This window comes from Enterococcus sp. HY326 (assembly GCF_026157065.1).
In the GTDB taxonomy this organism is placed as follows: Bacteria; Bacillota; Bacilli; order Lactobacillales; family Enterococcaceae; genus HY326.
The window spans coordinates 1-19399 of sequence record NZ_JANLGQ010000014.1; the positions used below are offsets into that span (position 1 = coordinate 1).

Below are 19399 nucleotides of genomic sequence, written 5' to 3' on the forward strand. Positions count from 1 at the left end.
GTGTTATTAAACGTACCTACATCTAATCTGCTTTTCATTGGCCCAAAACCTACATCTTTTTTTGGCCTTTTACACCCTTTAACCCAACAATGTTGAAAAAGATAGATTTAAATAGATTTTTACATGATTCTTATTTAATCTTTACATAGTAGCTGTATAGTAAAGGTATGCCCCACCAAAACAGGACTCGCATTTCTGTATAAAGAACCCTTTCAAAATCCCCCCTCATAAAAAGATGCAGGGGGGATTTGCTACTTTTTCATAAGAATAATTATGTAAAGTAGAAGCATCAAAAGTTTCTACAAAATTAGTAATTAATACTGAAGTTCTCGTAGCTCTTTCAGTATCTGCTTTGCATCCTGAAGCAATTAGAATTGAACTTAGTAAAACGGCCATTAAATATACTTTTTTCATCGTTCATTCCTCTCCTATATAGACTCCACTTTTTATCTTTAATACGATATCATATTACGGATAAAGAATAACCATCATCACGAATAAATTAACTTGGTATAACGTAACTTATGTAAAGTAAAAGCCAGTTCATAAAGAGCTGGCTTCTTTTTCTCATCGTATTACGTCTACTCGTCATCGGGACTTCTAGACATTTTTATAACTATAATAAGTGGAATTAGCAGTTATAGTTTCTGTACGTATATAGTTGCCAGAGTATTTATCATAAACTCTCCAATTAGATTTAATAACACTTGTGTTTTTGTACTGTTTTATTTGTTTTGATACTGAAGTAGTCGATCCGATTGTAAAGGTACCAAGCTTTGTTGCAGCACTCCAAGAGAATGTGATTCCTGTCGAAACTGTTAAAGTTTTGACATATGATGTCTTTTTATTTGACTCACTGTGGCTAACATATTTATAAAGGTATCCCCCCATCCTTGGAGTAGGTCCGCTAGTATCGACAGTAGAATTTTCCACTCGAGTTCCAACTAAATCTTCCTCTATAAATGAATAGCTAGCTTCTTCTTTGTTAACAGAAGCTATTTCATTCGTAGCTAAAGTTTTGATAGGGCTGATAAATATTATAGCTCCAACAAACAACATAAATAATAAACTCTTCTTTTTCATGATGCTCCCCCTTACATTATAATAAAATTGAAAAAACATAAAAAGATGGTTAATATATATATATATTGTAGCAATAATACCATTTTTTTGAAAATGCTTTCAACTAGAACAGGAGCTGATCACATGAATTTTACACTTAAATCAAAAAAAATATTGTTTACTATCTTTTGGCTTCTTTCATTCGCTTTTTTTAATTTACCTGGAAGTATACGCTATATCAATTTAGAGACTCTACAAATAATTTTCCTAATATTAGGTATTATCTGGTTTAGAAAAGATCTTTTTAAAAAAAAGTTTTTAAAAAATCAGAAATCTATTTTATTTCATTCGTTCTTAATAGCATTTTGCTTTGTTCTCTTAGTAACAGTTTATTTATTTCTTGTGTTTAATAATGTGGAATTTTATGACCCTAACATAAAGTTCAAAATCTATTTTTTATTGAATTACATATTCTTATCTCCATTATTTGAAGAGTTTGTTTACAGATATATTTTGATTTATTTATATCCAACAAAGATTTTTTTCACACAATTAACAGTTGTAATTTCCTCGTTATTATTCGCATATGCCCATCGATTTGCTCTAGTAGGAAATATTCTTTTGCTTTTGCCTCTTTTTTTATTAGGTCTTGTTTTAGGGTTTTTATACGCAAAAAAAAGAAATCTTCTTTACCCAATATATACACATATATTTTATAATTCACTAGTCATTTTGATTTCAGTTATGAACTCTTAGTAAAACGTGTTTAGTCGAGTAGTGTGAGATAAAAAGCAGGTGAATTGAATCTTGATTTTAAGCAAATTTTCCGTAAAATTAAACTTAACTAAGCACTCTCCCATAGTGCTAACTCACAGATACACTCAACTGGCGGAAAACGGTTGAGGTTCAATATTCTAGCCAGTCATTCGCTTGACTGGTTTTTTTCTGTCCTCAATCATAAATATTCCGCCTATGGCCTACCTGAATAGCTGTAATCACCAATCTATCATCTTCAATCTCAACAATTGCCCGATAGTTTCCAATAAGATACCGCCAGAACGCTCCTAAATCGCCTGTAAGAGCTTTTCCATTCTGTCTAGGGTTATTTGTACCGTCTACATTCTTGTAAAGCCAGCGGACAATTAAAGCTGCTTGGTGCTTATCCATTTTTCTCAATTGTTTTTGAACGTCTTTGCTGAATTCTAACCGGTAGACCATTAAACGCCACCAAACTCTTTTAACATCTCGGTCATGCTAACTGTTTCTTTACCGCCTTCTACCCATAATTTATGCGCGATATCCGCAGTTTGTTTGTCGTACTCGTCTTCTAATTGCGCCATAGAATAAGTTTTCATCAACTCCGATAAGGTAATGCCGTAAAATTCCGCCATATGGTCTAGCCATTCTTTTTCTTGATCGCTGACACGAATTGTAATCATCGCCATGCTGTTCAGCTCCTTTGTATGTCATTGTAATACAAAGAGAATAAAGAGTAAAATTGTCTATAGTTCTTTTTATATCTTTTTAATATTTTTTTTAAACCTTTTTTAGGTGTGCTGTATCGCTTGGCGCTGTAAGATTAGAGGTGTAGTACAAGGGTCTTTTTGTCTGACTATGAAGGTCTTTTTGTCTGACTATGAAGGTCTTTTTGTCTGACTATGAAGGTCTTTTCGTCTGACTATGAAGGTCTTTTCGTCTGAGTACAAGGGGCTTTATGTTAGATAAGACCTTGACTGATTAAGGATAATTTAGTTAGATTAAATTAAAAAAAGGTGGGTCTCTGATGAATGATTTGACAGTTAAATATAAAAACGAGTTGAATACTATCCCATTGAAAAAATTTAACTCTGTTGAGATGAACCTATTCTTTGCTATTTGTGCGAAAATGAAAAATCAAAGTCAGAGTAAGGTTAGATTTTCTTTTGATAGCTTGAAAGAATTAAGCGAGTATAAACCTACGGCAATAAAACGTTTTGTTAAGGACTTAGAAAACATTTACGATAAAATGCTTCACCTAACATACAGAGAAGCAGATAACTACGGAACTATTTACAAATTTGTATTGTTTACTGGTTTCCAAATAAATCCAATACACCAATTTGTTGAAATATCTATCAATCCAGAATTAGATTACATCTTAAATAATCTGAGTAATGAATTTACACAATTTGAATTATTAGAGTTTACGGAATTAAATTCTAGCTATTCCAAGTCTATGTATCGACTTTTGAAACAATTCAAAACAACTGGCTATTATACGGTCAAGATTAGTGAGTTTCGAGAGTTGCTAGATATTCCAGATAGCTACAAAATGTCAGATATTGATAAGAAAGTTCTTCGACCAATTCAAAAAGAGTTATCCCAGTATTTTGAACCATTCGAGATTACAAAAATCAAAGCAAAAAAAGGCAATCGAATTGATCGCCTAGAATTTCGTTTCCGTGAAAAGCTGCATGATGATGTTTTGCCTAAAGTAACTTTGCATAATTGGTTAAAAGAATAGGGAGTAAGTAGGGCAAGCTACGGTTTTGTGCGCACAAAACCGTAGCTTGGTAGGATGTCCTACAACCCTTAAATGTCGATAAGCTCGATTGTGAATTCTTAATTTGCAATCAAGCTTTTTTTATTTCCAAAATTGAAACCATTTACGCTTTTTAGAGCTGTCAGTTACGTTCTCAGAAGTTTTAGGTTCTTCGGGAGTATTTATATCTGTATCTTCCTGAAAATCGTCAGGGGCTACAATAAGCCCCTCTAATTCGCTGATACGCTCTTTCAGTTCTTTAACTTGATTTTTATCTTGTAAAGATAGCTGCTGTTGCTGGTCTAATAATTTATGGAGTTGTTTAATCTGCTCGTCTTTTTCTGCAAGCTGTAACTGTTGATTTTTAACTTGGTCTTTTAGCAAATTTGTAGTCACATCTACCGTTTCAGCCGTTTCTGAATCGCTTGAAACGGTTCTGCTAGAAAATCCTTTTAAAATAAGGTTTTTAGTCGTTTCATCATACATTTTAGCGTTTCGTTTCATTAACGTTTCGTGAAACGAATTTTCAGTAATATATCGGTACATCGTAACCTTGGAAACTCCTGCTATATCAGCTATCTGACGTATTGTATAAAGCGTTTCAGCCATTTCATAAACTCCGTTTCATGGTGATACGCTTGATAATACTTCAATTTCCAATATAAAAAAAGAGAACACTAGTTTTCAGTGTTCCCCATTTTTTAATTCTTTCCTGATTCGATACACCAGATTTCGACTGACCCCATACTTTTTAACGATACTCATAATCGGCTCGCCAGCATTTAAATCTTGTACTATCCCAAAATAAAGCACTCGTTTTTTGTGATCTTTAGCGGTTGCTGAATATTCCAACGGTTTGCCCTTATACACGCCTTTGGACTTGGCGACAGCTATTCCTTCCTTTTGGCGCTCTAACATCTTATTACGCTCGTTCTCGGCCACATAGGATAATAGATTAATCACCATATCTTTAAATAAATATACCATACTCTCATCTTGAATTTCAGCGTTTAAAAAGGGCATATCCAACACAACTAAGTTTATTTGGCGAGTGCTTAAATCTCGGACAACGTTTGTAATATTGTTGTAGTTGCGCACTAGTCGGTCTAATAAAGCGACTACAAGCGTATCTTTCTTACGGAGAAAGGCTAAACAATCTTGAAAGATACGTCTGCCTTTGGTGGTCTTACTTGATACTTTCTCAGTGAATATTTCTTCGCAGCCATAGGTTTTTAAACTCTCAATTTGACGGTCAAGATTTTGTTTTTGAGTAGAAAATCGTGCATACCCAACAATCATTAAACATCCCCCTTTTCATAAAAAATCAAAAAGAACACCCTTAGAGTACTTTTTGCTGTTGTTGTCAAGGGATTTTCAGGCCATCTCAAGGTGTACTTTTAGGAGGTGCCCTTAGAGTACAATACTTTTGGGAGTTAGAAATTTTAGGAAAAATAGCATAAGGGAAACCTGGCATCACTATTGTTATATACCAGCAGTGCAGGGGTTTTCTATGGAGTCAGATTAGGAGTATATGGTGCCATCAATGCACCCGGGGAACACATCAATAGTGCCCGTGAATCACTAAGAATTTATAGGATTTGGTATGGATATCAAACATTTTTTCTCTAGTTAAGCAAAGTGATTCTTCAAGCTAACAAATTTTTGTATAGTAATTTTGTTCACTTAGTTAAGATTTTAACCACTTTTCTAGTATATCTGCTGAAGAGTACATCGCCCTTCAGTCTAATAAAATTTTACTGGGTTTTGAGAAGGAAGAATGCTGCGCATGCAACGGTTCAAAATTAAGTAGGAGAATATAAGCAGAAGAATTAGGGGACAGGCTTCACTTTAAAAAAATTATTTTTTTAAGTTTAAATGTGATTTATGTTAAATTATAATTGACGTATTTTAGAAGAAATGTAAAATGATAATATAGTAATGATTAGAGGAATATACATGGAATATAGAGTGTTATTTTTAACTAAAAATGAACAGTTAGATAAACCGCTAGGAAATATGTTCTTATCATTAGGGAATGAAATTTTTTATTCAGTTAGCTTAGTGACGGATGCGCTAAAAACGAATGTAGATCTTTCTTTGTTTCACATTATTGTATTAAGTGAGACGCTGACTAATCACGAGTGCTTATCGTTGTCGAAAAAAATAAGAAACTCTACCAACATGATTTTTCGAGTAGCTCAAATGGAAGAAGATACTGAAATTGAAGCCAATTTCTTAAACCCAGCTATTTCTTTGGTTGACTTACGAGAGTTTCTTTCCGAACAATCTGGTCTAATATCTGAAGGCGCACATACCAATCTATCACCTAAAACGTTTTTATTTAAATCGCTGGAGTTTAAATCTTCGTTGTCTAAAACCGAGAGGAAGTTACTTACTGAATTAGAAAAACACCCCAATACTTATATCACAAGAGAGCAATTAGCTCTTCGAGTATGGGGATCTGTTGGGATGGAGGACACTAAGATAGAATCCCGAATGGCACAGTTATCCCAACTTGTACGTAGAATTCAAGAAAAATGGACGAAACAAAAACTAGAACCAGAAGAATTGATTCAAATTAAATGGAAAAAAGGCTATAAATTAGTCCAACCAATTCCGGAAAAATAAAGATTAGATTAAACGAAAAGAGCCACCAAGCTAGCTGCTTAGTGGCTCTTTTTTGTTGTCATGATAAGTTCTTTACTTATGGAAAAATTTTCTTCTTTTGAATGTTAAAAGACCCGCAACGCCCAAAAGTGAGATTCCCACTATCAGAGTAAACCAAGAATCAGCCTCTCCTGTTTGAGGTAAGGATCTTGTGGTACTTGTTGTCGTGCCTCCTGTAATAGGAAGTCGTTGTTGTTCCTCCCCCGCCTGTAGAAGGCAAAGTTTTTTTGTGTATACAACAGTAATTGATACTATTGGCAGTCGTTCCCGTTACATTTTCTACGGTGTCAGCTGCCTCTTTTTCAGCAGTAAATCCAGTAGTCGTTGGAGTTATTATTGAATCAAATGTTGTCCCACCAACTGTAGTCCAAGCACCATACGTAGTTGAGCCATCTGTGTAGAGATACTGAACTGTTTGAGTGACATTTTGAGTTTCGTTTATAGTCGTTGCCCCATGCTTCAAAATCTAATATCGGTAGTGAGATATTAGATTTTGAAGCATGTTAGAAAACAAAAATCTTGAACTTGAAAGAAAGCAAAAATTGTTAGGCCAGCAACAACAACTCACCCTTGGGCCAACAAGCAAATTGAACAACTCCAGTCTCATTTATTAGTTACATATGCAGAAGAATCGGGTCACGAAAGTAAGGAAGAAGAGGAACAATTACAAACGGAATCTTCAATCGTAAAGATGCATGGATTGTCAAAAAATGGTTTCAGTTTTGGAAATGAAATTGACTGTTCATTAACTAACTTAGAACTATTTTTTTTGGAAAATGGTTCGATTTGGGTTTGCTTTTTTTTGAAGGAGATCGAACAATCCATACAACTTAAGTGGAGCACTTGACGAACAAAATGCAACCGTGTTTAGTTGCGTAGTGTAAGAGAAAAAAGTAGGGAAACTGACCTTCGCTTTTTTTAGTTAAGCTCGTTTCAAAAACATCACAAAAAAATAGGGTGCGGCAAATATGGCCATTTTTGCCGCAAACGGGGTTTTTTTGAGAATTGGGTGCGGCAAATACGGCCATATTTGCCGCACTCCCTAAAAATAGGCCCGGCAGATAAGCCCGTATTTGCCGCATGTGAAAAAAAACTGATATCACTCTAAAACCAAACCGCTCTGCGGTTTATATCAAATTTGATATCAGGTTTCCCTTATGCTCTTACAGGATTTCTTTGTGAAATATGACAAAAGTGTGAATTTTTAAATTTGGTTAGTTTGTTAGGAGGAGGAAAAAGGCACAACTAAGGGACTAATAATCTGAAATTTATCATGTAAACTTTTAAAATTAGTGACGGGATTTAGAAGTCTCTACCAGTAAACTATAGGGATAGTTGAGGAAACTTTTAGGTGAGAGAGGAACTTATAATTTTTGATAATTTGGTGACAAAAAAATGGTCTCTACTTGAAAAGTAAAGACCATTTTTTGTGTAGCTACGACGCTTTTGGAGTGGCTTAAAGTCCTCTTAGGAGAGAGAGAAACAAGATAGAAAAAAAGAAGGGCTAACGGACAAGATTCAATGTGTTTCAAGGAGTAATTCTTTTGTACTTTATATAAAATTTGTTAGCCCTTCCAGAAACTGTAAGGAGTGTCTCACGTTCCCACGCCTTTCCTCTTTTTGTGTAACCAACTTCACTTACACGCCTCGCATTGAGCGTGCCAACTAGCTTCATTCTTTTAGAAAATACACTACTCTAAATTTTCGAAATTCTAATTGTGGGAATCATTGGTTCCTTACTCTATTAGTATACAGTCAAATGGAAAAGTCAGCAAGAGAAAGCGCTTCATTATTTTGCGAGACATGGTATACTAAGGAGAAAGAGCAGGCTTATAAGGTAACCTCCAATAGTAGCGCTCTTGATTAAACTTCCCTTATGATGGGCCTGCTCTAAAAAATAAGGAGTGAGAAGTATGTTTAACAGAAAAACGTTATGGATTGGCTCACTTTTGCTAGGTATTCTTGGATTCAGCCCATTTCTCCTATCGCTTGTCAATAAAGGAGATAAGGACGGTAATCTGACACTCAATCCAAAGTATTATGCGAGTGCCGATGAGGAGCTATTTTTAACGAAAAACAAGACTAAAGCTATCAGCAGTAGGAAGCACGAAAAAAATGCTACTTATTAGGAAGTGGACTGTATTTCAGTCATTTCATATTTTCAAAAAAAATTGAAAATGCCCGGTTTATAAGTAGTTGGGAAAGAAATTTGCTTGCTGTAAAAGTACAAAGTAGTCTTTTTAGATCTAAAAGGGTTTAATAAATGTACTTAATGATTAAATTTTATTTTCCTCTTGACTAAGTTGTATCTAGCCAATCTTTTTGATTGGCTTTTTTTTATGACAAAGCAAACTACTTAAATAATTCTGTGACTTGTTGTAAACTATTTCTGACAACATAGGTAATATTTTACCACATTGTTTCTTTCTTTCTGCTGAGGTATAAGATAAGCCTCAGCAGTTTTTTTATAACGAGTCTGATTATCACGATAAAGAAAATTTCACTAACTTTTTAGAGGGTAAAATAGCGTTAAATCAACGTTTGAAAAATGAAAAATGCTAGACTTCAAAAAATTCACAAGAAAAAGCCCGTCAGACGTTGATCTGGCGGGCTACTTTGGATAATCGGCATTATGTGAACTTACTCGTTAAATAACGTTTTTTAATGATTTATAATAAATTCTGTCAGCACTTTAACTATTAAAGCAAGAAGACCTGCGGAAAGTGCAAATACTAATACAATAAGAATTTTAGTTGCAATATCCTTTTTTTGATTTCTTTTCATCCTTATTTCATCTAAATTAGCGTGTCCTTCAGTAAAGGCAATAATTTCTTTATACGTCTTTATATTATACTTCTTCTTAAGACTCTCAAGTCTAAATGCAAATATCATAGAAATTCCCGATAAAATTACGAAAGGACTGAAGCCCCGCCAAGAGAAAATCAACATACTAGGTATTCCAACAATTATTGCTAGCAACAAGAAAATCAGCATTTTTAGACTATCTTGATTCATTTTTTTACTTGTCACAACATTTTTCATTATATCCACGTCTCCCTTGACTAATTCATCTAGTGAGATATCAAAAAAAATACTTAGTGCTACTAAATTATGAATATCTGGATAACTTTTATCATTTTCCCACTTAGAAATTGTTTGGCGGGTAACATATATTTTTTCAGACAGCACTTCTTGAGATAATTGATTTATTTCCCGATATTTTTTTAATTGTTTGCTAAAATTCATTTTATATCTCCTTAGTGAGTTAAGATTAACGTGAGATTACTTATTTGTCTGTCTATTAATAAATACATATCAATATTTTTTAGTGTACATATTTGTTTACATGCTTTCAAATGAAGGGTTATCTTAATATAAAGAAGGTTAAGTAGATCAAAAAACTTTTTCTATCAAATTCTCAATTTCAAAGTGTTGTTAGTTGTAATTTCCCACGGTATAAATTAACCTTAATATAAATAAGTTAGGAGGATTTTAATTATGGATAGTTTAAAACACGCCGTTCATGAAAAACATAGTCACGAACATTCACTTTCTTGCGGACATACGAAAATTTTGCATAAGGATCATGTAGATTATGTTCATGATGGACATCTTCATCACAAACATGAAAATCATTGGGACGAATGTGCAATAGAGATTTCTGAAAAAAATCCTAATGCTTGCAACCACGTTGAAGAACCCTGCTTGCATAATGATGATTGTGGCCATGAAAAAATACAGCATGGAGACCACCTAGATTATATTGTAGAAGGTCGTTTACAACACGTTCACGAGAAACATGTGGATGATCATGGTGCTATAGAAATATTATAAAAAGAAGCCAGTTCACTAAATGAACTGGCTTCTCTCGAATAATAAAAGAAAATGCGACAAGTATGCCTCATCCTTTGGTAGTTCTAGTTGAAGGAGCAGGATGGTACTTGTCTTTTTCTGTCTTGGTTTACTAACAGGATTACATAAATCTATAGGTTTATGTAATATAGGGTGTTATTTATCGGATGCTATTAGATTGGGATTTGTTATGTATGAAAAATCGTTACACTAATGGTTATAGAAAGTCTTTACAGCAGAAAAGTATGTGAGACAATGAAATGGAGGTGAAAAGTATATGAAAATTGGCTATGCAAGAGTATCTAAAGAAGAACAACATTTAGAAAGACAGGTTGATGCACTAGAGGCTTATGGTGTAGAAAAAAAATTACTGAAAAATATACAGGTACCAGTAAAGACTGCCCAGGCTTAGCACAACTATTACTGATTATTCGCCCGCAGGAACACGTTGTTGTTGAAAACATTTCTCGTCTTGGTCGCTCAACGCTGGATCTCCTGCAATTACTCCAACTTTCTGAAGAACAAGGGATTGTCTTTGTATCCCAAAAAGAAAATATGGATACTAGCACACCAACTGGAAAAGCTATGCGTCAAATGTTAAGTGTCATTTCTGAACTAGAACGAAATTTATTAGCAGAACGTATCCGGGAAGGTCTTCGTGCAAGTGCGAAAAGAGGCCGACGCATTGGTCGCCCTAAAATCCCTAGGGAACGCATGTCTTTAGCGATTCGGATGCATAGCAGTGGTGAGTACACGATTAACGAAATTTTAGAAGCAACCCAAATGTCTCAAGGGACTTTTTATAAAGAGTTGAATCGCAGAAAATTGTTGGCAATGGAGAAACCACTCAAAGGAGATAATTATGGGCTATCTAACAGCTGAAGAACGAGGCTACATGGAAACAGCAGTCAGATTTGATGTCCCCATTTCTAGAATTGCGAAACAACTTGGCCGTCACCGTTCAACTATTTACCGAGAATTGAAACGAAAAACCATGTCACAGGGGGAAAAGAGTACACTTGCAGCTATGCCATATCAAGCCATTAGTGCAGGAAACTTGGCAAGAATGCGGAAGAAAAACGCCGGCCAAAAAACAAAGGCTACGAAGCCTCTTATTAAACGAATTCGCCATTACTTAACGTTGAAATTATCACCAGAACAGATTGCTTGTGGGATTGAAAACCGGATAAATTACTCCGTAGACCAGATACGAAATGGCTTTTAGACCGCAGTATTGAGCTCCGACCAACAGAAGTCACCACACGTGAAGCGTTTGGTCATTGGGAAGGAGATAGTGTACTTTCATCAAGACAAAGTTCAGCTACTTTGGCTACATTCGTTGAACGAAAGACCAGGCAATATCAAACGTAAAGGATGCCCCAAAAAACAGCCAAAAATATGTATGAAGCCATGAGAAAATTGATGAAAGACTATCCAAACGCTGTTCACTCCATTACGTGTGATCGTGGCACAGAGTTTATGAGTCAAAAATACGTCAGTCTTATGGAAAAATTAGGCGTAACAATCTATTTTGCGCATCCGTTTAGCCCGCATGAACGTGGCTCAAATGAGTATCATAATGGTCTGTTACGAGAATATTTTCCTAAAGGTTCAACATTTACCAAGATTACACAACGTGCATGCAATCAAGCAACAAAAGCGATTAACAATCGACCGCGAAAACTGTTTAACTGGAAATCTGCTCAAGAGGTTTTCCAGAATGAGATAGTTTTAACTTCAATAGAATAACGTATTCTAAGTTATATCAAATTTTCTAATTTCCATACAAAAAAACCACGCTTAAACCCAATTGTTATTTTAAGAGCGGCAGATAAATTCGTGATAAATAATTGATGTCGCATTTGATGTTATTATTCGGCAAACCAAACTGTCCTGTAGTAATCAATATTATGTCTACTTACTGGTTAAATAACAAAATAGATAATTAGATAAACTATTTGGGGAAGTATTAAATCAGTATTTTTTAGAGCGTCCCATAAGATAATTTCGTATTTTTGAAGAAATTAATTCTACAACTAAAATTAGGATAAACAAACCTATAAGAATGGAACCAACCTGGTTCCATTTATATGCATTCATAGCGAATATTAAGGGCGCACCTATCCCACCTGCTCCCACTAATCCTAAAACACTGGCATCTCTAAGGTTCATATCCAATCGATATAGCAAAATTGAAAAAAAATCAGCATTTAACTGAGAAACAATTCCAAATTTAATTTTTTGCAATTTAGTGCAACCAACTGCATCCATACTTTCCAAAATACCTTTATCCAAATCTTCTATTGTTTCAGTAAACATTTTTGATAACATACCAATTGATATTAAACCTAGTGTCAAAACACCAGCTGAAGACCCTGGGCCTGTCACTCTGATAAACATTAAACCATAAACAAAAGATGGAATAGTTCTAATAATCATTATTACGATACGTATGAAGTAAGCCACTGGTTTTGGCATCAAATTTTTGGCGCTTAAAAAGGCTAACGGTAAAGCCATTACTCCTCCCAAGATAGTTCCTAAAAATGCAATGGACAGTGTCTCTATTAATAAATAAAGTACACCCTTATCGTTTATTTCAAACAAAAAAATTAGATCTGGCTGTAATATACCAGAAAAAATGTTTCCAGCAATCGCTATTCCATTATTCGAAGGTGATTTCAAAGATAAAGCTGACATTGACCAAATGAATAAAGTAAGTATGATCATAGTAATAATGAGAATATACTTAGTATTATGTTTTTCTTTTTTTATTTGATTTAGAACATCCTTTTCCATTAATAAATTGTCCTTTACACCAATTTTTTTCTTATGAATTGACTTAAATTGTCGATAATCAATACACACAAGAACAAACAAATCAAAATCATTCCAACGCTTTCATAATCACGATTATTTAATCGATCATTTAATATCAACCCTATGCCACCTGCTCCAACATACCCTAGTATTGCAGCATATCGAACATTTCCTTCAAAATTAAAAAGAACAGTCGTTATATATATTGGCAATAATTGCGGTATAATGGCTATGGTGAAAGTCTTTCCTTTTGACCCTCCCATTGACTGAATCGCCTCAAATGCTCCCAGGTCTACTGTCTCGATTTGTTCAAAAAGTTGTTTTCCAACGTAACTAAAGGAAAACAGAAAGATAGCAATTGTACCTGCTAGTGTTCCTAGACCAAAAATGTATGTAGCAATTAGTGCAATTACCAGGGTAGGTAATGTTCGAAGAATAGTAAACAATAACCTAATTGATTGATTTAAAAAAATGTTATTGACAATATTATTTGATGCTAAAACGGCAAAAGGTACTGCCAATATACTTCCTAAAAAAGAACCAATAAAGCTCATTTTGATAGTATCTGCTAAAGGTTGGAGGACCGAAGATAAATAATTTATATTAGGCGGAAAAAATTGAAGAAAGATAACCCAAAATTGGTAGCCTCTATTCATCAAAGCTGAAAAATTAAACTGAGTAAACTGAAGTGACAGTATTAAAAGACCGATAAATACAGCGAATAGAATTGGTGTACAACTTCTTCTTTCGATTATGTATTGACCATTAGGCAATTGATAGCGATTAGAGAACTTTACTTTTTTCATTTATTTTCCTTCTCCAAACATTTTGTGTTTGATGATTTGGTTTAGATTGATTTTATCGGATTAAGTATGCCAGTTTTAAACTAAATAGCTCTTTATAGCACATCCTCTAAATCTTTGTCATATCTAAATTTAGGCATGGTTCATACTTCTTATTGATTTTTAGAATACGGTAAGGATCCTCATGAGAATATCTATCGGTATTAACTCGGTTTACTGGTGGTAGATTTTCGATATATTTCATCTAAAACTTCGTTTGTAATGGCGCTGACAGGACCGTCAAAAAAAATAGCCCCGTCTTTTATAGCAATAATGCGGTGAGCATATTCCAAGGCCAATTCAACGTGGTGAATATTAATAATCACAATTTTATTTAGTTCTTTATTTATTTTTTTAAAGTCATCCATCACTTCTTTTGCCGTTACCGGATCTAGAGCTGCAACAGGTTCGTCTGCCAACAAAATATCAGGATTTTGATTCAATGCTCTGGCTAGCGAAACTCGTTGCTGTTGTCCTCCAGATAATTGGTCAGTTCGGATGAATGCTTTATCTAAAATTCCCACTCGATTTAGAGATTCTAACGCACCTAATTTTGCTGCTCTTGGGTACCACCCGAATAGAACTTGAATCCACGACAGATGAGGAGCATAAGATGATAGAACATTTCGAAGAACTGAAATACGTGGCACCAAGTTATATGATTGAAATACCATGCCTATATTCTGTCTTAAATTTCGTAATTTCCGGCCTTTAAGCTTAGAAATTTCTATTCCGTTCACTTTTAAACTTCCTGATGAGATAGCAGTCAGACCATTGATCGTCCGGATTAACGTAGATTTCCCAGCCCCACTCGCACCAATAATTGCAACAAATTCTCCCTGAGAAATTGTCAGATTAATATTTTCCAAACCTACTACACCATTAGGGTACAGTTTTGTAACCTCTTGAAATTCAATCATTTACAGCCCCCTGCATTTCTATTAATCATCATATCCCCCAAAGAAAACGAGACGAATTGTCATTTGCTTTCTTTAGGGTTGAATAATAGAAAAAGTCATACTAAGTTGTTAATTGTTTTCTCACATGTAGCGAATCCACAAGATTATTGAGAATTTTTCATCAAGTCAGCAGCTTTGAAAGCATCTTCGTAATCTGAAGACTTGGCTTCTTTGTATCCTGAATGGGAGTATATATCAATTATTTTTTTACCCTCAGTAGTTTTCGCTAAATTGATTAGCGCCTCGGATAAAGCTTTTTTAAAATCATCCGTTATAATTTTAGATTCTTTGGATACTATTATTGCATCATTATAGATAGGTGGTGTTACTCCAATTACATTTGTAGTTTTCCAAATATCTTCAGATTGGCCATATTCAGAAGTCCACTGGTCTTGAAAATCACGTCTTGCATCAGCATATACCGGTAAAATGTCGATTTGTCCTGAAGCTAGACGAGCAAATCCAGAACCGTAGGAGTCAATGATGACTGTTGAATCTAATTCTGTAATATTCTTTTTATAGTTCTCATTTAACCACAGAGATGGGTAAATATATCCGGCAGATGATGTGGTAGAAGACACTCCCCAATTTGCGCTATTTAAATCATCCCAAGATAATTTTTCTCCATTATTAACTTTCTTGGCTAACTCTTGCCCTTTATCAGAAGGACCCGCAATCAATATTGAGCGATAGGATGTTACTTGTTCAGATGTTTGTTCGGTCTCCTTACCGTCATTCCAATCTTTAGGGTCAGTGCTATCTTTATTTAAACCATTTCTTGTAGCAGTCAAAATAACATCTGTATCATCACGATAAAGCGCAACTGTTCCTCCAGGTACACCAAATCCTACATCTGCACTTCCGGATGCCAGAGATTCGCCTACTGCTTCAAAATTTGTTCCAACTGTAATATCTATATTATCTACAGTATATCCTTGTTCTTTCAGTTCTTTAATTAACAAATCTTCTAGAGGTTCAGTAGCACTAACAATATCATCTGGATTTTTAGAAGGTACGAATGCAATTTTCAAATCTTGAATAACTTTCTCTTCCGTTTTTACTTCGCTTGAAGTACCAGAAGTATTAGAAGTTTTTGTATCTGTAGAGTTACTTCCGCAGGCTACAAGTGTAAAAATGGTAGTCAATAAAATAACCGATAAGCTAATTCTTTTTCTTAATACTCTTTGCATAAATTCTTCCCCTTGTTCTGATAGTTTGTTATTTCTAATTTAATTTTTTGGTGTCACAATCAATCTATAATTAGTAAAGAAATTGATTCATTATTATTTCGGTAAATACTGTTAAATCTGCGTTTATAGCATTTTGACTTTTTATAAAAAGTCAAAATATTTTTTAGTAATCTTTTGAGTTGTTAAAGGTGTATGATTAGTTACTTGTATCGCAGATGTGCTTTGTATTACCACGATATAAGACTATTAAATCATTTCAAAGTAAAATTTACGTCAAAATTATGTAAATTTTATCGGTAGCGTCAAGAATTTTGATGTGTGGTATGTTTATCTTTACTAGTTAGTATGAACAACGCAATGATTGTATTGATGGGTTCTTTGTTTCAATCAATATTACAGACCAGCAAATCTATTCTATGTAGAACAAAGTCCAAAAGAACACATTTTAGTAATTCGTTGAGTCTTTAGGGGCTCCCTTTTATAAAGGGCCACGATAAAATGTAGGTTTTGGGCCATTAATAATTGTCTATTTAATCCAAATTTCATTATGGAATCCGGTATAACTTGACTAGGAACCTTCTAAAGGTGTGATTGTACGCCTTTAAAAAGCCTAAGCGGAAAGGATGCGGCTCAGCCAAAGGCTATCACACCTTAGTTCCAAGTAAAGTTATACCTAATATAGTGTTATTAAACGTACCTACATCTAATCTGCTTTTCATTGGCCCAAAACCTACATCTTTTTTTGGCCTTTTACACCCTTTAACCCAACAATGTTGAAAAAGATAGATTTAAATAGATTTTTACATGATTCTTATTTAATCTTTACATAGTAGCTGTATAGTAAAGGTATGCCCCACCAAAACAGGACTCGCATTTCTGTATAAAGAACCCTTTCAAAATCCCCCCTCATAAAAAGATGCAGGGGGGATTTGCTACTTTTTCATAAGAATAATTATGTAAAGTAGAAGCATCAAAAGTTTCTACAAAATTAGTAATTAATACTGAAGTTCTCGTAGCTCTTTCAGTATCTGCTTTGCATCCTGAAGCAATTAGAATTGAACTTAGTAAAACGGCCATTAAATATACTTTTTTCATCGTTCATTCCTCTCCTATATAGACTCCACTTTTTATCTTTAATACGATATCATATTACGGATAAAGAATAACCATCATCACGAATAAATTAACTTGGTATAACGTAACTTATGTAAAGTAAAAGCCAGTTCATAAAGAGCTGGCTTCTTTTTCTCATCGTATTACGTCTACTCGTCATCGGGACTTCTAGACATTTTTATAACTATAATAAGTGGAATTAGCAGTTATAGTTTCTGTACGTATATAGTTGCCAGAGTATTTATCATAAACTCTCCAATTAGATTTAATAACACTTGTGTTTTTGTACTGTTTTATTTGTTTTGATACTGAAGTAGTCGATCCGATTGTAAAGGTACCAAGCTTTGTTGCAGCACTCCAAGAGAATGTGATTCCTGTCGAAACTGTTAAAGTTTTGACATATGATGTCTTTTTATTTGACTCACTGTGGCTAACATATTTATAAAGGTATCCCCCCATCCTTGGAGTAGGTCCGCTAGTATCGACAGTAGAATTTTCCACTCGAGTTCCAACTAAATCTTCCTCTATAAATGAATAGCTAGCTTCTTCTTTGTTAACAGAAGCTATTTCATTCGTAGCTAAAGTTTTGATAGGGCTGATAAATATTATAGCTCCAACAAACAACATAAATAATAAACTCTTCTTTTTCATGATGCTCCCCCTTACATTATAATAAAATTGAAAAAACATAAAAAGATGGTTAATATATATATATATTGTAGCAATAATACCATTTTTTTGAAAATGCTTTCAACTAGAACAGGAGCTGATCACATGAATTTTACACTTAAATCAAAAAAAATATTGTTTACTATCTTTTGGCTTCTTTCATTCGCTTTTTTTAATTTACCTGGAAGTATACGCTATATCAATTTAGAGACTCTACAAATAATTTTCCTAATATTAGGTATTATCTGGTTTAGAAAAGATCTTTTTAAAAAAAAGTTTTTAAAAAATCAGAAATCTATTTTATTTCATTCGTTCTTAATAGCATTTTGCTTTGTTCTCTTAGTAACAGTTTATTTATTTCTTGTGTTTAATAATGTGGAATTTTATGACCCTAACATAAAGTTCAAAATCTATTTTTTATTGAATTACATATTCTTATCTCCATTATTTGAAGAGTTTGTTTACAGATATATTTTGATTTATTTATATCCAACAAAGATTTTTTTCACACAATTAACAGTTGTAATTTCCTCGTTATTATTCGCATATGCCCATCGATTTGCTCTAGTAGGAAATATTCTTTTGCTTTTGCCTCTTTTTTTATTAGGTCTTGTTTTAGGGTTTTTATACGCAAAAAAAAGAAATCTTCTTTACCCAATATATACACATATATTTTATAATTCACTAGTCATTTTGATTTCAGTTATGAACTCTTAGTAAAACGTGTTTAGTCGAGTAGTGTGAGATAAAAAGCAGGTGAATTGAATCTTGATTTTAAGCAAATTTTCCGTAAAATTAAACTTAACTAAGCACTCTCCCATAGTGCTAACTCACAGATACACTCAACTGGCGGAAAACGGTTGAGGTTCAATATTCTAGCCAGTCATTCGCTTGACTGGTTTTTTTCTGTCCTCAATCATAAATATTCCGCCTATGGCCTACCTGAATAGCTGTAATCACCAATCTATCATCTTCAATCTCAACAATTGCCCGATAGTTTCCAATAAGATACCGCCAGAACGCTCCTAAATCGCCTGTAAGAGCTTTTCCATTCTGTCTAGGGTTATTTGTACCGTCTACATTCTTGTAAAGCCAGCGGACAATTAAAGCTGCTTGGTGCTTATCCATTTTTCTCAATTGTTTTTGAACGTCTTTGCTGAATTCTAACCGGTAGACCATTAAACGCCACCAAACTCTTTTAACATCTCGGTCATGCTAACTGTTTCTTTACCGCCTTCTACCCATAATTTATGCGCGATATCCGCAGTTTGTTTGTCGTACTCGTCTTCTAATTGCGCCATAGAATAAGTTTTCATCAACTCCGATAAGGTAATGCCGTAAAATTCCGCCATATGGTCTAGCCATTCTTTTTCTTGATCGCTGACACGAATTGTAATCATCGCCATGCTGTTCAGCTCCTTTGTATGTCATTGTAATACAAAGAGAATAAAGAGTAAAATTGTCTATAGTTCTTTTTATATCTTTTTAATATTTTTTTTAAACCTTTTTTAGGTGTGCTGTATCGCTTGGCGCTGTAAGATTAGAGGTGTAGTACAAGGGTCTTTTTGTCTGACTATGAAGGTCTTTTTGTCTGACTATGAAGGTCTTTTTGTCTGACTATGAAGGTCTTTTCGTCTGACTATGAAGGTCTTTTCGTCTGAGTACAAGGGGCTTTATGTTAGATAAGACCTTGACTGATTAAGGATA

At 34.1% G+C, this 19399-nt stretch carries 27 protein-coding genes; 11 read left to right on the plus strand and 16 right to left on the minus strand.

Annotation, left to right across the window (positions count from 1 at the left end):
• Window positions 1-225: 225 nt before the first annotated feature.
• Both ORH16_RS18345 and ORH16_RS18350 read right to left on the minus strand, forming a co-directional pair.
• Entirely contained in the window at window positions 226-414 is a 189-nt protein-coding gene (locus ORH16_RS18345; protein ID WP_265460376.1) for a hypothetical protein, read from the minus strand.
• Window positions 415-600: 186 nt separating this feature from the next.
• Window positions 601-1083, minus strand: coding sequence for an LMxysn_1693 family intestinal colonization protein (locus tag ORH16_RS18350; RefSeq protein WP_265460378.1), 483 nt, complete (start codon window positions 1081-1083; stop codon window positions 601-603).
• A gap of 123 nt (window positions 1084-1206) precedes the next feature.
• Between ORH16_RS18350 and ORH16_RS19010 the strand changes: the two genes are divergently transcribed.
• Window positions 1207-1818, plus strand: a complete 612-nt coding sequence (locus tag ORH16_RS19010) for a type II CAAX prenyl endopeptidase Rce1 family protein (protein ID WP_416207882.1) — start codon at window positions 1207-1209, stop codon at window positions 1816-1818.
• 195 nt (window positions 1819-2013) lie between these two features.
• Here ORH16_RS19010 and ORH16_RS18355 read toward each other — a convergent pair whose 3' ends face one another.
• Both ORH16_RS18355 and relB (ORH16_RS18360) read right to left on the minus strand, forming a co-directional pair.
• On the minus strand, window positions 2014-2280 hold the full coding sequence (locus tag ORH16_RS18355; protein WP_265460379.1) for a type II toxin-antitoxin system RelE family toxin: 267 nt from the start codon (window positions 2278-2280) through the stop codon (window positions 2014-2016).
• The gene (gene relB / locus ORH16_RS18360; RefSeq protein ID WP_265460380.1) at window positions 2280-2507 is read right to left on the minus strand and encodes a type II toxin-antitoxin system RelB family antitoxin; all 228 of its coding nucleotides are present in this window, start codon (window positions 2505-2507) and stop codon (window positions 2280-2282) included. The genes ORH16_RS18355 and relB (ORH16_RS18360) overlap by 1 nt, the downstream gene beginning before the upstream one ends.
• 338 nt (window positions 2508-2845) lie before the next feature.
• On the opposite strand from relB (ORH16_RS18360), the gene ORH16_RS18365 reads away from it, so the two are divergent.
• A complete protein-coding gene (locus tag ORH16_RS18365; protein WP_265460381.1) occupies window positions 2846-3565 on the plus strand; it encodes a replication initiation protein in 720 nt (239 codons plus the stop codon).
• 120 nt (window positions 3566-3685) lie between these two features.
• Here the strand turns inward: ORH16_RS18365 and ORH16_RS18370 are convergent, their stop codons facing one another.
• Together ORH16_RS18370 and ORH16_RS18375 are read right to left on the minus strand one after the other, a co-directional pair.
• Window positions 3686-4192, minus strand: coding sequence for a hypothetical protein (locus ORH16_RS18370; RefSeq protein ID WP_265460382.1), 507 nt, complete (start codon window positions 4190-4192; stop codon window positions 3686-3688).
• Between the two features lie 75 nt (window positions 4193-4267).
• Window positions 4268-4882 (minus strand): recombinase family protein, encoded by a 615-nt coding sequence (locus ORH16_RS18375; RefSeq protein WP_265460383.1) that lies wholly within the window; start codon window positions 4880-4882, stop codon window positions 4268-4270.
• 657 nt (window positions 4883-5539) lie between these two features.
• Here ORH16_RS18375 and ORH16_RS18380 point away from each other — a divergent pair.
• A complete protein-coding gene (locus ORH16_RS18380) occupies window positions 5540-6211 on the plus strand; it encodes a winged helix-turn-helix domain-containing protein (protein ID WP_265460384.1) in 672 nt (223 codons plus the stop codon).
• Between the two features lie 72 nt (window positions 6212-6283).
• Here ORH16_RS18380 and ORH16_RS19015 read toward each other — a convergent pair whose 3' ends face one another.
• Complete coding sequence (locus tag ORH16_RS19015; RefSeq protein ID WP_416207885.1) at window positions 6284-6511, minus strand: LPXTG cell wall anchor domain-containing protein; 228 nt, start codon at window positions 6509-6511, stop codon at window positions 6284-6286.
• Window positions 6512-6750: 239 nt separating this feature from the next.
• On the opposite strand from ORH16_RS19015, the gene ORH16_RS19020 reads away from it, so the two are divergent.
• Both ORH16_RS19020 and ORH16_RS18385 read left to right on the plus strand, forming a co-directional pair.
• Window positions 6751-6864: a DUF536 domain-containing protein gene (locus tag ORH16_RS19020; RefSeq protein WP_416207883.1), complete on the plus strand. Its 114-nt coding sequence runs from the start codon at window positions 6751-6753 to the stop codon at window positions 6862-6864.
• Between the two features lie 1299 nt (window positions 6865-8163).
• Entirely contained in the window at window positions 8164-8379 is a 216-nt protein-coding gene (locus tag ORH16_RS18385) for a hypothetical protein (protein ID WP_265460385.1), read from the plus strand.
• 532 nt (window positions 8380-8911) lie between these two features.
• Here the strand turns inward: ORH16_RS18385 and ORH16_RS18390 are convergent.
• Window positions 8912-9496, minus strand: coding sequence for a helix-turn-helix domain-containing protein (locus ORH16_RS18390; protein ID WP_265460386.1), 585 nt, complete (start codon window positions 9494-9496; stop codon window positions 8912-8914).
• Between the two features lie 252 nt (window positions 9497-9748).
• Between ORH16_RS18390 and ORH16_RS18395 the strand changes: the two genes are divergently transcribed.
• The 5 genes from ORH16_RS18395 (at window position 9749) to ORH16_RS18415 (ending at window position 11851) form a co-directional block, all read left to right on the plus strand.
• Entirely contained in the window at window positions 9749-10084 is a 336-nt protein-coding gene (locus ORH16_RS18395; protein WP_265460387.1) for a hypothetical protein, read from the plus strand.
• A gap of 295 nt (window positions 10085-10379) precedes the next feature.
• Window positions 10380-10514, plus strand: coding sequence for a recombinase family protein (locus ORH16_RS19025; protein ID WP_416207884.1), 135 nt, complete (start codon window positions 10380-10382; stop codon window positions 10512-10514).
• Window positions 10515-10525: 11 nt separating this feature from the next.
• Window positions 10526-10984 (plus strand): recombinase family protein, encoded by a 459-nt coding sequence (locus tag ORH16_RS19030; protein WP_416207886.1) that lies wholly within the window; start codon window positions 10526-10528, stop codon window positions 10982-10984.
• Window positions 10965-11327, plus strand: coding sequence for a helix-turn-helix domain-containing protein (locus tag ORH16_RS18410; protein ID WP_265460388.1), 363 nt, complete (start codon window positions 10965-10967; stop codon window positions 11325-11327). Before ORH16_RS19030 ends, ORH16_RS18410 begins: the two co-directional genes overlap by 20 nt.
• 197 nt (window positions 11328-11524) lie before the next feature.
• Window positions 11525-11851 (plus strand): IS30 family transposase, encoded by a 327-nt coding sequence (locus tag ORH16_RS18415; RefSeq protein ID WP_265460390.1) that lies wholly within the window; start codon window positions 11525-11527, stop codon window positions 11849-11851.
• Window positions 11852-12076: 225 nt separating this feature from the next.
• Here ORH16_RS18415 and phnE (ORH16_RS18420) read toward each other — a convergent pair whose 3' ends face one another.
• The 6 genes from phnE (ORH16_RS18420) to ORH16_RS18445 all read right to left on the minus strand — a co-directional run bounded on the left by phnE (ORH16_RS18420) (window position 12077) and on the right by ORH16_RS18445 (window position 17674).
• A complete protein-coding gene (gene phnE / locus ORH16_RS18420; RefSeq protein WP_265460391.1) occupies window positions 12077-12898 on the minus strand; it encodes a phosphonate ABC transporter, permease protein PhnE in 822 nt (273 codons plus the stop codon).
• 14 nt (window positions 12899-12912) lie between these two features.
• Window positions 12913-13725, minus strand: a complete 813-nt coding sequence (gene phnE, locus ORH16_RS18425) for a phosphonate ABC transporter, permease protein PhnE (RefSeq protein ID WP_265460392.1) — start codon at window positions 13723-13725, stop codon at window positions 12913-12915.
• A gap of 200 nt (window positions 13726-13925) precedes the next feature.
• Window positions 13926-14681, minus strand: a complete 756-nt coding sequence (gene phnC / locus ORH16_RS18430; RefSeq protein WP_265460393.1) for a phosphonate ABC transporter ATP-binding protein — start codon at window positions 14679-14681, stop codon at window positions 13926-13928.
• A 143-nt stretch (window positions 14682-14824) separates the two neighbouring features.
• Window positions 14825-15910 carry a phosphate/phosphite/phosphonate ABC transporter substrate-binding protein gene (locus tag ORH16_RS18435; protein ID WP_265460394.1) on the minus strand — a complete coding sequence of 362 codons (1086 nt, stop codon included), beginning with the start codon at window positions 15908-15910 and terminating at the stop codon, window positions 14825-14827.
• Window positions 15911-16816: 906 nt separating this feature from the next.
• The gene (locus ORH16_RS18440; RefSeq protein ID WP_265460376.1) at window positions 16817-17005 is read right to left on the minus strand and encodes a hypothetical protein; all 189 of its coding nucleotides are present in this window, start codon (window positions 17003-17005) and stop codon (window positions 16817-16819) included.
• Window positions 17006-17191: 186 nt separating this feature from the next.
• On the minus strand, window positions 17192-17674 hold the full coding sequence (locus ORH16_RS18445; protein ID WP_265460378.1) for an LMxysn_1693 family intestinal colonization protein: 483 nt from the start codon (window positions 17672-17674) through the stop codon (window positions 17192-17194).
• A 123-nt stretch (window positions 17675-17797) separates the two neighbouring features.
• Between ORH16_RS18445 and ORH16_RS19035 the strand changes: the two genes are divergently transcribed.
• Window positions 17798-18409 carry a type II CAAX prenyl endopeptidase Rce1 family protein gene (locus ORH16_RS19035; protein ID WP_416207882.1) on the plus strand — a complete coding sequence of 204 codons (612 nt, stop codon included), beginning with the start codon at window positions 17798-17800 and terminating at the stop codon, window positions 18407-18409.
• A 195-nt stretch (window positions 18410-18604) separates the two neighbouring features.
• Here the strand turns inward: ORH16_RS19035 and ORH16_RS18450 are convergent, their stop codons facing one another.
• Both ORH16_RS18450 and relB (ORH16_RS18455) read right to left on the minus strand, forming a co-directional pair.
• Window positions 18605-18871: a type II toxin-antitoxin system RelE family toxin gene (locus ORH16_RS18450; protein WP_265460379.1), complete on the minus strand. Its 267-nt coding sequence runs from the start codon at window positions 18869-18871 to the stop codon at window positions 18605-18607.
• Window positions 18871-19098, minus strand: coding sequence for a type II toxin-antitoxin system RelB family antitoxin (relB, locus tag ORH16_RS18455; RefSeq protein ID WP_265460380.1), 228 nt, complete (start codon window positions 19096-19098; stop codon window positions 18871-18873). The genes ORH16_RS18450 and relB (ORH16_RS18455) overlap by 1 nt, the downstream gene beginning before the upstream one ends.
• Window positions 19099-19399 lie beyond the last annotated feature (301 nt).